Source organism: Phreatobacter sp. (genome assembly GCF_052440005.1).
Lineage (GTDB): Bacteria > Pseudomonadota > Alphaproteobacteria > Rhizobiales > Phreatobacteraceae > Phreatobacter.
This window is the reverse complement of sequence record NZ_JBQVQL010000044.1, coordinates 26,126-37,541: the sequence shown is the minus strand read 5'-3', so window position 1 is coordinate 37,541 and position 11,416 is coordinate 26,126. Positions and strand designations below refer to the sequence as shown.

Annotated in this window: 11 protein-coding genes; 4 read left to right on the top strand and 7 right to left on the bottom strand. The window is 67.9% G+C overall.

What is annotated here, in order from left to right; translation table 11 throughout:
- The 3 genes from ACT6XY_RS12500 to aceB all read right to left on the bottom strand — a co-directional run.
- On the bottom strand, window positions 1–552 hold a 552-nt coding region (locus ACT6XY_RS12500; protein ID WP_444748646.1), incomplete at its 3' end, for a DUF2076 domain-containing protein.
- A 289-nt stretch (window positions 553–841) separates the two neighbouring features.
- Window positions 842–1,720 carry a TorF family putative porin gene (locus ACT6XY_RS12495; RefSeq protein WP_444748645.1) on the bottom strand — a complete coding sequence of 293 codons (879 nt, stop codon included), beginning with the start codon at window positions 1,718–1,720 and terminating at the stop codon, window positions 842–844.
- A gap of 219 nt (window positions 1,721–1,939) precedes the next feature.
- Window positions 1,940–3,526: a malate synthase A gene (aceB, locus tag ACT6XY_RS12490; RefSeq protein WP_444748644.1), complete on the bottom strand. Its 1,587-nt coding sequence runs from the start codon at window positions 3,524–3,526 to the stop codon at window positions 1,940–1,942.
- 195 nt (window positions 3,527–3,721) lie between these two features.
- On the opposite strand from aceB, the gene ACT6XY_RS12485 reads away from it, so the two are divergent.
- On the top strand, window positions 3,722–4,699 hold the full coding sequence (locus tag ACT6XY_RS12485; protein ID WP_444748643.1) for a hypothetical protein: 978 nt from the start codon (window positions 3,722–3,724) through the stop codon (window positions 4,697–4,699).
- 52 nt (window positions 4,700–4,751) lie between these two features.
- Here the strand turns inward: ACT6XY_RS12485 and ACT6XY_RS12480 are convergent, their stop codons facing one another.
- Window positions 4,752–5,174 carry an organic hydroperoxide resistance protein gene (locus tag ACT6XY_RS12480; protein WP_444748642.1) on the bottom strand — a complete coding sequence of 141 codons (423 nt, stop codon included), beginning with the start codon at window positions 5,172–5,174 and terminating at the stop codon, window positions 4,752–4,754.
- A gap of 143 nt (window positions 5,175–5,317) precedes the next feature.
- On the opposite strand from ACT6XY_RS12480, the gene ACT6XY_RS12475 reads away from it, so the two are divergent.
- On the top strand, window positions 5,318–5,782 hold the full coding sequence (locus tag ACT6XY_RS12475) for a MarR family winged helix-turn-helix transcriptional regulator (RefSeq protein ID WP_444748641.1): 465 nt from the start codon (window positions 5,318–5,320) through the stop codon (window positions 5,780–5,782).
- Between the two features lie 71 nt (window positions 5,783–5,853).
- Entirely contained in the window at window positions 5,854–6,246 is a 393-nt protein-coding gene (locus ACT6XY_RS12470) for an MAPEG family protein (protein ID WP_444748640.1), read from the top strand.
- Between the two features lie 6 nt (window positions 6,247–6,252).
- Here the strand turns inward: ACT6XY_RS12470 and ACT6XY_RS12465 are convergent, their stop codons facing one another.
- Genes ACT6XY_RS12465 through ACT6XY_RS12455 form a run of 3 tightly spaced genes read right to left on the bottom strand, consistent with a single transcriptional unit; the run spans window position 6,253 to window position 10,311 of the window.
- Window positions 6,253–7,680, bottom strand: a complete 1,428-nt coding sequence (locus ACT6XY_RS12465; RefSeq protein WP_444748639.1) for a heterodisulfide reductase-related iron-sulfur binding cluster — start codon at window positions 7,678–7,680, stop codon at window positions 6,253–6,255.
- Between the two features lie 4 nt (window positions 7,681–7,684).
- Window positions 7,685–8,863, bottom strand: coding sequence for an FAD-binding protein (locus tag ACT6XY_RS12460; protein ID WP_444748638.1), 1,179 nt, complete (start codon window positions 8,861–8,863; stop codon window positions 7,685–7,687).
- Window positions 8,860–10,311, bottom strand: coding sequence for an FAD-linked oxidase C-terminal domain-containing protein (locus ACT6XY_RS12455; protein WP_444748637.1), 1,452 nt, complete (start codon window positions 10,309–10,311; stop codon window positions 8,860–8,862). Before ACT6XY_RS12455 ends, ACT6XY_RS12460 begins: the two co-directional genes overlap by 4 nt.
- Window positions 10,312–10,453: 142 nt before the next feature.
- Here ACT6XY_RS12455 and ACT6XY_RS12450 point away from each other — a divergent pair, with 142 nt between their 5' ends.
- Window positions 10,454–11,374: a LysR family transcriptional regulator gene (locus ACT6XY_RS12450; RefSeq protein WP_444748636.1), complete on the top strand. Its 921-nt coding sequence runs from the start codon at window positions 10,454–10,456 to the stop codon at window positions 11,372–11,374.
- Window positions 11,375–11,416: the final 42 nt, after the last annotated feature.

The window sequence follows — 11,416 nt, the reverse complement described above, 5'->3', positions numbered from 1 at the left end:
GCCCATGGGCGCACCCATCGGCCGGCCCCACGGGCCACCCGGCTGCGGCGCACCGAAGCCGCCCTGCGGCGGGCCGCCGAACTGCCCCGGAGGCGGAGCGCCGTACTGTCCCTGCGGCGGCGCTCCATAGCCTTGGGGCGGGCCGCCCTGGGGCTGGCCGAAACCGGGAGGGGGCGGGGCCATGCCGGTGTTGAGAGGCCGGGGCGGCATCGGGGGCGGAGCCGCCGGCTTCGAGCCGAAGATGCTCGACAGGAAGCCGCCGCTCTGCTGCTGCTCAGCCTGTCGCTGCGCGTATTGCAACTGCTGCTGCATCTGGTCCACCTGACCCTGCAGGGATGCCACCTGGCCCTGCAGCTGCTCGTTCTGCTTCGACAGGTCGTTGAGCGCCTGGTCTGAGACATACATCGTCTGCAGCAGGGCATAGACCGCGCCCGGCTGCTGGACGAGACGCTCCTTGATGAAGGTGTCGACCGCAGGGTCGCGCTGCTGGCTCTCCGCCGACTTCAGGCGGTCGAACAGTCCGGCGATGATATCGCGTTCCTGTTGGTTCATGGGGAAAGATCCTCCGGAAGAACGTTCGTGGCGGGTCGCCCCCGCGTAGTGCCTGTCTGGCACCGTCTCGTTGCGATCTGATGTCGCGCTGGCGAGCCGGGCCATGGAGGCCCGACGAAGATGGTATATGCCTTTGCGGCGCGCCAGAGGGGGCCGGGGGGCGTGGCGGCAAGTCGCAGGCCCCTTGAGGTCCCCGCCGGGAAGAGTCAGGCGCCGGATCCCCTGTAGTCCGGCAAAGAAAAAGGCCGGGGCGAACCCCGGCCTCGTGTCGTCGCCCGGCGTGCCGGACCTACTTGTAGGGCAGCTTCGACCACTGAAGGTCGACCGAGAGCGTGGCGACCACGCTGTGGCCGCACCAGTTCGACCGGCCGGAGCCCGTGAAGATGCCGCGGTAGTCGCCGGTGGTGGCAAAGCACTGCTGCGAGGTCAGGTTGGTGCCATGGTAGCGTAGGTCGAGGGTGACCGCGTCCTTGTAGGTCCACGAGACGCCAGCGTTCCAGTACAGGTAGTCCTGCAGGTTGACGCCACCGAGATAGCCGTAGGTGGTCCCGAGCCAATAGTGGCCGAGGGCGCCGGAGATGGCGAAGTCGTTCGGCAGCTTGTACTTGGCGTTGACCTCGCCGTAGGTGCCGTAGGCGCCGGTGCCGAGCCAGTTAGGCGCGTAATAGAGGGCGGCGCCGACGTTGAGCTGCGGGGTGATGTCGTAGCCGACCTTGCCATAGACCTCGACGAAGTTGGAGCGGTTGGCGGTCCAGGTGCCGGCGAAGCCGACCGGGGCCGGCGGGGTTGTGGTGATGAACTGCGTCTCGTTGGGATAGAGGTAGTACATCACGCCGAAGTCGAAGGTCGCGTCGCCGAGGACCGGACGGATGCCGGCGTAGAGGTCGACTTCGCCGATGGGACGGTTCGGCAGCTTCGTGGTCCAATAGGCAGCGCCGGCATACAGCCAGCCGTAGCGCGCCTCGCCGTAGACGTTGATGGCAGGGCCGCGGGCCGACTGCGAAATGCCGCGGAAGTTATAGTCGGACATCACCTTGGCGCCGAACGCGAAGTCGAAGGCCCAGGGCGCGGGCGCCGCGATCGGAGCCGGCGCAGCCACGTCGGCTGCAAAGGCCTGGCTTCCCAGCGTCGCGGCCAGAAGGCCCGTCAGCATCGTCTTGCGAAACATCTGCGTCTCCTGCCTGCAGAGCACGTCCGGCGCGCCCCAAATCACCATAAGTTCGTCACAATGACGTCACGGGGAAGTCGTGCAGGACAAGACGAAAAAGCGGGCAATCGCCGGCAATCTGCCCAAAGAAAATGCAAACGATTCCAATGAAAAATCCCTGTGGCGCGACGGCCACAGGGATTTCGTTAACACTTCAGACCTTCGTCCTATGCCGAAGGGTCAGGCGAGCATGCGGTAGGCCGGCAGCGTGAGGAACTCTTCGAACTCTGCTGCGAGCGACAGCTTGGCGAAGAGCGCGATGGCGTCGGCGAATCGGCCCTTTTCGAAGGCCTCGGCGCCGACCTCGCCTTTCACCACCTCCATCTCCTCCTTGAGAGCCTTGTCGAAGAAGGCCGGGGTGCAGACGACGCCGCCCTCAAGGGCGACGCCATAGGTCGTCCACTGCCAGATCTGGGCGCGGGAGATTTCGGCGGTCGCAGCGTCTTCCATCAGGTTGTAGATCGGCACGGCACCGCGGCCACGCAGCCAGGCCTCGATGTACTGGACACCGACGCGGATGTTCTCACGGTAGCCAGCTTCCGAGCGGGTACCCTGGTGGATCTCGAGCAGGTCCATCTGGCCGACCGTCACGTCGTCGCGCTGGCGCGAGACCTGATTCGGCGTCGGCATCAGCCGGTCGAAGGCCTCCATCGCCACCGGCACGAGGTCGGGGTGGGCGACCCAGGTCCCGTCGTGGCCGATGGTGGCCTCGCGCTCCTTGTCGGCCTTCACCTTGGCGAAGGCGGCAGCATTGGCATCAGGATTGTTCTTGATCGGAATCTGCGCTGCCATGCCGCCCATCGCGAAGGCGCCGCGCTTGTGGCAGGTCTTCACGAGGAGTTCGGCATAGGCCTTCAGGAAGGCCTTGCTCATCACCACCTGACCGCGGTCGGGGAGAACATAGGCCTGGTTGCGGGCGAGCTTCTTGATGAAGGAGAAGATGTAGTCCCAGCGGCCGGCATTGAGGCCTGCCATGTGGTCCTTCAGCTCGAACAGGATCTCGTCCATCTCGAAGGCCGCCGGCAGGGTCTCGATGAGCACCGTCGCCTTGATCGTGCCGCGGGGAATGCCGAGCTTCTCCTGGGCATGGACGAACACGTCGTTCCACAGCCGCGCCTCGAGATGGCTCTCCATCTTCGGCAGGTAGAAATAGGGGCCCGAACCCTGGGCGAGGGCCGCCTTGGCGTTGTGAAAGGCATAGAGGCCGAAGTCGAAGAGCGAGCCCGACATCTCCTCCCCGTCGACCTGGACGTGGACCTCCGGCAGGTGCCAGCCGCGCGGCCGGGGGATGATGACGGCAACCTTGTCCTTCATCGCGTAGGACTTGCCGGAATTGGGGTCGGTGAAGGTGAGGGTGCCGGCCCAGCGATCCCTGAGGTTGATCTGGCCCTCGATCTGGTTCGCCCAGGTCGGCGAGTTGGCGTCCTCGAAGTCCGCCATGAAGCACTTGGCGCCGCAGTTCAGCGCGTTGATGACCATCTTGCGGTCGACAGGGCCGGTGATCTCCACGCGGCGGTCCTGCAGGTCGGCGGGGATCGGCGCCACGGTCCAGGCGCCGTCGCGGATGTGCTTCGTCTCCGGCAGGAAGTCGGGGAGGGCGCCGGCGTCGAACTGCTTCTGCCGCTCCGTGCGCAGCTTGAGCAGGCGCTTGCGGGTCTCGTTGAAGGTGCGCTGCAGGTCCACGACGAAGGCAAGCGCCTCAGGCGTCAGGATTTCGTCGTAGCGCGGCCCCATGGCTCCCGTAATGGTGACGCCGGACATCGTCATGGCTGTTGCCTCCCTGTTTTCTGGTGGGAAGACGATACGCGCAGCCGGCCTTTGTCGAAACAGTCGAAGGTGACGATCACTTGTTCCACCTGGGAAAGGATCGCGGCATGGGTCTTCCGCGTCGGCGGGCCCGGCGCTGGATTTTCCACGCTGCGCCGTCTATGGCCCTGCCTCGCCCGCCCTTGCGACGAGACCATGGCCGAGATCACCGCCGTCGAGACCTATTCCTTCGTGCCCGACGACCTCAGGCTCGCCGAGCGCCGCCGGGGCATCTCCGCCTTCGTGCGTACGAAGAACGGGGCGGACTTCCTGCGCCAGACCATCCTCAGTCACGCGCCGTTCGTGGACGAGATCGTGGCTGTCTACAACCAGTGCACCGACACGACCGAGTCCGTGCTGGCAGGCCTCCAGGACGAGCTGGGGCCTCGGAAGCTGAAGCTCTTCCACTATCTTCCGCGGGTTCATCCGCCGGGATCGCGCGACCACGCGGCCGAGCCCGGCAACTCCCCGCACAGCGTCGTCAACTACTCCAACTTCGCTCTGTCGCGCACCACCCACGCCATCGTCGTCAAGCTCGACGACGATCACATTGCCTTCGAGCGGGGATTGCAGCCGATGGTGGACAGGCTGCGCCGGGAGGGCCTGGCGCCTGGCCGGATGAACTGCTTTTCCGGCCTCAACCTCGTGCGCGACGAGGATGGTGCCGTCGGCATCCATGTCGACACGCCCTTTTCCGGCAATGGTGACATTGGCTTCTTCGCCATGACGCCCGACGCCTATTTCGTGCATGACCGCCGCTTCGAGGACTTCCGGAAATACCACTTTCGCCGCGTCTTCACTGGCTTCGCCTACTGGCACATGAAGTACCTGAAGTCCGGTCTCGGCTTCGCCAACTACGAGATCGACAGTGGCGGCAACCGGCGCTTCGCCAAGAAGGAGCGGCACTTCCACCGCCGCCGTGACGTGGCGACCATCCCGGAGATTGCCGCCGCCATGCCGCGCCTGCGCGCCTCCCTCATGCGCCTCGTACCCTTCGACAAATGGGCGCTGATCGGCAACCGGGCGCTGGCCATGGCCGATGGGGCGGTGGCCGAGGCCGATCTCGCCGACCTCGTCGCCCGCTATGGCCTCGGCAGCGTCCTTACCGACGGGGCGGTGCCGGACGCCGCCTGACCGGCGACGCCCGCAGCGGGGTTGCGCGGGCGCCGTCGTCGTTCGCGCAGGATCAGGCGACGGAGAGCCTGACGGCCAGATTGCCGCGCGTCGCTTCGGAATAGGGGCAGACGATGTGGGCCTGCTGCACGAGGTCCTCGAGTACCGGCTTGTCGACGCCCGGCGCCGTCACCTGCAGCGCCACGTCGAGGCCGAAGCCCTTGCCGTCGTCGCGCGGGCCGATGCCGACCGTGGCCGAGACCTTCGTCTCCGCGGGCAGCGCGATCTTGGCCTTGCCCGCGACGAACTTCAGCGCGCCGAGGAAGCAGGCGGAATAGCCGGCGGCGAAGAGCTGCTCGGGATTGGTGCCCTGGCCACCGCCGCCGCCGAGCTCTTTCGGGGTGTCCAGCGTCACGGACAAACGGCCGTCGTCGCTGCCGGCCGAGCCGGTTCGTCCCCCGGTGGCGGAACCATGGGCGGTGTAGAGGATGTTCATCGGGTGTCTCCCTCGGACGGGCGCCCCAGCGGCGCCGTCATTTAGCTAGTGCAAAATTAGATTGCGTGCAATAGATAAGAATGAGGCGATTGGCCTTGCCTCGTCGACGCAGGCGCGGGCAGATGGATCGCACGGAGGGTGCCATGGCGACCAAGCAGCGACGGCCCAAGCTGGACGATCACCTGTGCTTCGCCATCTACGCGGCGGGCCATGCCTTCAACCGCGTCTACAAGCCGCTGCTCGCCCGGCTCGGCCTGACCTATCCGCAGTATCTCGCCATGCTCGTGCTGTGGGAGGAGGAGGACGTGCCGCTCAAGGTGATCGGCGCGCGGCTCGGCCTCGATTCCGGCACGCTGACGCCGCTCCTCAAGCGCCTCGAAAAGCTCGGCCTCGTCACCCGCACGCGCGATGCAGCCGACGAGCGCTCGGTCCGTATCGGCCTCACCGTCGAGGGGCGGGCGCTGCAGGACAGAGCCGCGGACATCCCTGCGGCGCTCGGTTGCGCCATGGGGCGCCCGCTACCGGATATCGCCCGCCTGAGGCAGGAGATCGCAGCCCTGCGGGACGCACTCGATGCCGCGGCCGAAGCCGCACCGGACGAAAGCTGATCAGTTTCACCTTGGCGGTGATCCGGGCGGTGGTATCGGCGTAAACGTGGCAGCGACCGCCGGAGACGACGATGCCCATCACCGCCTTCTACGCCGCATTGCTCGCCCTGCTGTTCATGGTGCTGTCGGTCCGCGTGATCGGCTTCCGTCGTGCCGTCCGCGTCGGGTTGGGCGACGGCGGCGACACGGCCCTGCTGCGGCGGGTCCGCGTCCACGCCAACTTCGCCGAATACGTGCCGATCTGCCTCCTCCTGATCGGGCTCGCCGAGAGCCTGAGGGCGCCGATGGTGCTGCTGCACGCCATGGGCGTCCTGCTTCTCGCGGCGCGGCTCAGCCACGCCTATGGCGTTTCCCGCCAGCCCGAGACTTTCCTGTTTCGGGTGGCGGGCATGGTCGGCACCCTGACGGTCCTCGGGTTCGCCGCCGCCCTCTGCCTCTTTGCGGCGCTCCGCAGCGGCGGTTGAGGCCGTCTATTCCGCCGCATCCAGGGCGGAGGCCGGGCGCCGGGCGAAGCCCGCGGCTTCCAGCGCTTCCGGCAGCGGACCGCCGCTCGCCCAGTCGAGAAGCTCCACCGTGTGGACGATCGGCACGGCGCGATCCTTCCCCTCGTAGCCCTTGGCGATCTGGGTGATGCAGCCGATGTTGCCGGCGGCGACGACGTCCGGCCGCGTCTTGTCGAGGTTCGCCACCTTGCGGTCGCGCAGCCGCCCGGCGATCTCGGGCTGCATGATGTTGTAGACCCCGGCCGATCCGCAGCACAGATGCCCCTCAGGAGGCTCCTTCACCGTGAAGCCGGCGGCCTTCAGCAGGTTCTTCGGCGCGTCCTTGATCTGCTGACCGTGCTGCATCGAACAGGCGGAATGGTAGGTCACCACGAGGCCGTTCGGTGCTGCCGCAGGCACGCCGAGGGATGTCAGATATTCCGTCACGTCCTTGGCGATGGCTGACACCCGCGCCGCCTTCTCCGCATAGGCCGGGTCGTCGCGGAACATGAAGCCGTAATCCTTGATCGTCGTGCCGCAGCCGGAGGCGGTGATGACGATGGCGTCGAGCCCCTCGCCATCCATCTCGGCGATCCAGGCGTCGATGGTGCGCTTGGCCTGGCCGTGGCTCTGCTCCTCACGTCCCATGTGATGGACCAGCGCGCCGCAGCAGCCCTCGCCCTTGGCGAAGACCACCTCGACGCCGAGGCGGGTGAGGAGCCGCACCGTCGCCTCGTTGATCGAGGGCTGCAGCACCGGCTGGGCGCAGCCCTGGAGCAGCACGACGCGGCCGCGCTTCGGACCCTCGGCGGCATGGACGCCGCCACGGTCGAGATGGGAGCGTGCGGGCAACCGGTCGGGCGAAAGCCCGATCATCGCCCGCGTCCGCTTCAGGATTCCGACTCTTTCGGCGATGGGGCCAGCGGCCTTGCGCGACACCGCGACGGCAGCACGTCCCTTCCAGCGCAGCACCGAGACGACCGACAAGGCCTTCTTGGCGAGGAAGCCGCCGGCGAGCGCCAGCCGGAAGCGGGTCGGATAGGGCAGGATGTTGGCGAGCACCGCCCGCACCAGCCGGTCGTGCCAAGGGCGCTCATAGGTCTTCTCGATATGGGCACGCGCATGGTCGACCAGGTGCATGTAGTGCACGCCCGAGGGGCAGGTGGTCATGCAGGAGAGGCAGGATAGGCAGCGATCGACGTGCTTCACCACCTCGGCGGTCGCCGGCTGCCCGGTCTCGAACATCTCCTTCATCAGGTAGATGCGCCCGCGTGGGGAATCGAGTTCGTCGCCCAGCAGCTGGTAGGTCGGGCATGTCGCCGTGCAGAAACCGCAATGGACGCAGGTGCGGAGGATCTTCTCCGATGTGGCGATCGCGGGGTCTGCGAGCTGGGCGAGGCTGAAGTTCGTCTGCATGGCCTCAAACCCCCGGATACATGCGGCCGGGATTGAGAACCCCGTCCGGATCGAAGCTCGCCTTCAGCTTGCGCTGGATCGCCATGAGCGGGCCGGCTGGCGGCGAGAACACGTCCACCGCACCGCGCACCTGGTCCGGCGCGCGGACGAGCGTCGCGTGGCCGCCGGCGGCCTTCGCCGCCGCGTGGATGCGCGCCGAACCGGCATCTCCCGTCGCCGCGATACCGGCCCAGACGAGGCCACCGCCCCAGTCCAGCACGAGGCGGGGCTCGAGCGGGGCCAGCCGCTCGGCGAGGGCCGGTGCCGCCGAGGGGGGTAGGGATAGGCGCCACACCGCCTCGTCGGTTCCTGCGAAGGCGGCGGCGTCGCGGATGCCGGCCCAGAGACCGGCGGAGGCTTCGCCATCCAGGGTCTCCGCAGCGCCGAACGGCGCCAGCAGGCGCGACAGCGCATCGGTGCGGTAGGCTAGGGACGCCGAAAATCCTTCGATGCGGACGAGGGTGCGTGCCACCTCTCCACCGGAGGCTGGCAGGTGGGCTGCGCCCGTCGGCTCGAAGGGTGATCCGAGCGCCGCCGACAGCGCCGCTACCGCCTGAGGGATCGAAAGGCCCGTCACGGCCAGCGTCCGCTCGCCCTCCGCCTTCGGCAGCACCTTGAAGCAGACTTCATGGAAGACGGCGAGCGTCCCGAGGGAGCCTGCCAGTGCCTTCACGAGGTCGAGCCCGGTGACGTTCTTCATCACCCGCCCGCCGGACTTCACGTCTTCAGCGAGCCCATTGACGAACTTCAGTCCGATCATCGAATCGCGCGCGGCGCCGAGGTTGATCCGCGCCGGACCCGACACGTTGGCCGCGGCGACGCCGCCGACCGTCGGCTCGCCGGCGGTCTCGTAGAGCAGGCGATGGTCCATCGGTTCGAAGGGCAGGCGCTGCCCCTTCGCCGCCAGCGCCTCGGTGACCTCGCGCAGCGGTGTGCCGGCCTTGGCCGCGATGACGAGTTCGGCCGGCTCGTAGAGCGTGATGCCTGACAGCTTTGCGGTGGAGACCGTCGCGGCCGCCTGGACCGGCCGGCCGAGGCCCGCCCGTGTGCCGCCGCCGACGACCGCCAGCGGTGCACCGGAGCGACGCGCATCGGCGAGGACGGCCGCGAGCTCGGCGGAAGAGGAGGGGCTATGGAGGGTCATGCGGCCTCGCGCGGCGCTTCGTCCCGCGGCGCATCGAGCGGGAACACCTTGGCCGGGTTGAGGAGCCATTGCGGGTCGAGCGCGGTCTTGATGCGGGTCTGCTGCAACAGGTCCACGTCGGTGAACTGCTCGCGCATCAGGTCGCGCTTCTCGATGCCGACGCCGTGCTCCCCGGTGAGGCACCCGCCGAGCTGCACGCACAGCCTCAGGATGTCCTCACCGGCATGTTCGGCCTTCACCTGCTCGGCCGGGTCGTTGACGTTGAACATGACGAGGGGATGCAGGTTGCCGTCGCCGGCATGGAACACGTTGGCGACCCTCAGACCGTAGCCCTTCACGATCCGGTCGATGCCTTCCAGCACGTCCGGCAGGCGCCCGGTGGGGATCGTCCCGTCCATGCAGATATAGTCGGCGACGCGGCCGGTGGCGCCGAAGGCGGACTTGCGCCCCTTCCAGATCGCCGCCGTCTCCATGGCCGATTTCGATTCCTTCACCGTCGCCACGTCGTGCCGGCGGGCGATCTCGACGATCCGCGCCAGCATGGCCTCCATCTCGGCCTCCGAGCCTTCTACCTCGATGATCAGCATGGCTTCCACGTCGAGAGGATAGCCGGCCTTGGCGAAGGCCTCGCAGATGTGGATCGCCTCGCGGTCCATGTATTCGATGGCGACGGGAATGATGCCGGCGCCGATGATGTCCGACACGGTCTGCCCGGCCTGGGCAATCTCCCGGAAGCCGAACAGAACGGGGCGGGCGCCCTCCGCCTGCCTCAGGATGCGCACCGTTACCTCGGTGACGACGCCGAGCTGGCCCTCGGAACCGACCAGCAGCCCGATCAGGTCGTAGCCCGGCGAGTCGAGGGCGCCGCCGCCGATCTCGACGATCTCACCCTCCACCGTCACCAGCTTGAGGCCGAGGATGTTGTTGGCGGTGACGCCGTATTTCAGACAGTGCGCGCCGCCGGAATTCATCGCCACATTACCGGCGATGGTGCAGGCGAGCTGGCTCGACGGGTCGGGCGCATAGAAGAAGCCGGCATGGGCCACCTCGCCGGAGATGGCGAGGTTGGTGATCCCGGCCTCGACCCGCATGGTCCTGTCGGCGAAGTTGACGTCGAGAACCCGGTTCATCTTGGCGACGCCAAGCACGACGGCATCCTCCTGCGGGATCGAGCCGCCGCACAGGGAGGTGCCGGCGCCGCGCGCCACGACCGGCACGCCCTCCGCATGGCAGAAGGCGAGGATCGCCGCGACCTGATCCGTCGTCTCCGGCAGCACCACCACCATGGGCACCCGCCGGTACGAGGTCAGCGCATCCGTCTCGAAGGCCCGCCGCTCCTTCTCCTCGGTGATCACACCTTCCCCGGGCACGATCGCCCTCAGCGCGGCGATGACGCGGTCGCGCTTCGCCAGCACGTCGGCGCGCGGCACGGGAAAGGCGATGGCCATGGCGTTCTCCCTCTGCGGGTTCGGGCCTTCCGGCCCTCCCGGCTGGAATGATTTCAAACGACTATACGCTGGTTCCCCTCTGGCGGAATGGTGCGGTTGCGGTCAAGATTGTTTCCTTAGTGGAAAGAATGGGAGCGAGCCTTTGACGCCGCTTGCCGATCTCGAGGTCTTCGCCCGCGTCGTCACGGCCGGCAGCATGTCGGCCGCCGGCCGCGAGATGGGTCTGTCGCCGGCGGTCATCTCCAAGCGCATCAAGCGGCTGGAGGAACGGCTCGGCACCCGCCTCCTCCAGCGCACCACGCGGCAGTTGTCGCTCACAGAGGCGGGCCAGGGCTATTACGAGCGGGTCGTCGCCATTCTCGCCTCCATCGACGAGGCCGAGAGCTTCGTCACCCGCCGCTCCAACCTCGCGCGCGGCACGCTGCGCGTCTCTGCCCCCACCTCGTTCGGCCGGCTGCACATCGCGCCGCACCTGCGCACCTTCCTCGGCGCCAATCCGGACCTCGTCGTCCATCTCGAACTCTCCGACAGCTTCGTCGACATCGTCGCCGAGGGCTACGACGTCGCCATCCGCATCGGCGAGCTGGACGATTCCTCCTTCGTCGCCAGGCGGCTCGCGCCCAATCATCGTCTCCTGGTCGCCACCCCCGGCTATCTCGCCGCGCGTGGCCGTCCGGCGAGCCTCGCTGACCTCGCGGAGCACGCGCTCCTCGCACACAACGCCGACACCTGGCGGCTCGAGGGCCCCGATGGCCTGCAGGTGGTGCGCCTGCACGGGCCCTTGCGCACCAACTCCTCCGAGGTCGTCCGCGAGGCGGTCCTCGCCGGCATCGGCATCGCCCTGCGCTCCACGTGGGACGTCGGGCCCGAGCTCCAGGACGGCCGGCTCGAGGTCGTGCTGCCGCAGTGGCGCGCCTCGCGCCGTGTCGCCGTCCATGCCGTCTACCCCACCCGCCGCTTCCTGCCGCAGAAGGTCCGCGTCTTCGTCGACTGGCTGGCGGCGCTCTATGGGCCGGTCCCCTATTGGGATCAGGGGCTCGACCTCGCGCCGCGGGAAGGCTAGAGGCTTGGCGGCAAGGGCCAGGCGGGTGTGCAGTGCATGTCC

Excerpts from the sequence above, each read along its gene's own strand:
- ACT6XY_RS12495 (WP_444748645.1), bottom strand. The coding sequence starts at position 1,720 with ATGTTTCGCAAGACGATGCTGACGGGCCTTCTGGCCGCGACGCTGGGA.
- aceB (WP_444748644.1), bottom strand. The coding sequence starts at position 3,526 with ATGACGATGTCCGGCGTCACCATTACGGGAGCCATGGGGCCGCGCTAC.
- ACT6XY_RS12485 (WP_444748643.1), top strand. The coding sequence starts at position 3,722 with ATGGCCGAGATCACCGCCGTCGAGACCTATTCCTTCGTGCCCGACGAC.
- ACT6XY_RS12480 (WP_444748642.1), bottom strand. The coding sequence starts at position 5,174 with ATGAACATCCTCTACACCGCCCATGGTTCCGCCACCGGGGGACGAACC.
- ACT6XY_RS12475 (WP_444748641.1), top strand. The coding sequence starts at position 5,318 with ATGGCGACCAAGCAGCGACGGCCCAAGCTGGACGATCACCTGTGCTTC.
- ACT6XY_RS12470 (WP_444748640.1), top strand. The coding sequence starts at position 5,854 with ATGCCCATCACCGCCTTCTACGCCGCATTGCTCGCCCTGCTGTTCATG.
- ACT6XY_RS12465 (WP_444748639.1), bottom strand. The coding sequence starts at position 7,680 with ATGCAGACGAACTTCAGCCTCGCCCAGCTCGCAGACCCCGCGATCGCC.
- ACT6XY_RS12460 (WP_444748638.1), bottom strand. The coding sequence starts at position 8,863 with ATGACCCTCCATAGCCCCTCCTCTTCCGCCGAGCTCGCGGCCGTCCTC.
- ACT6XY_RS12455 (WP_444748637.1), bottom strand. The coding sequence starts at position 10,311 with ATGGCCATCGCCTTTCCCGTGCCGCGCGCCGACGTGCTGGCGAAGCGC.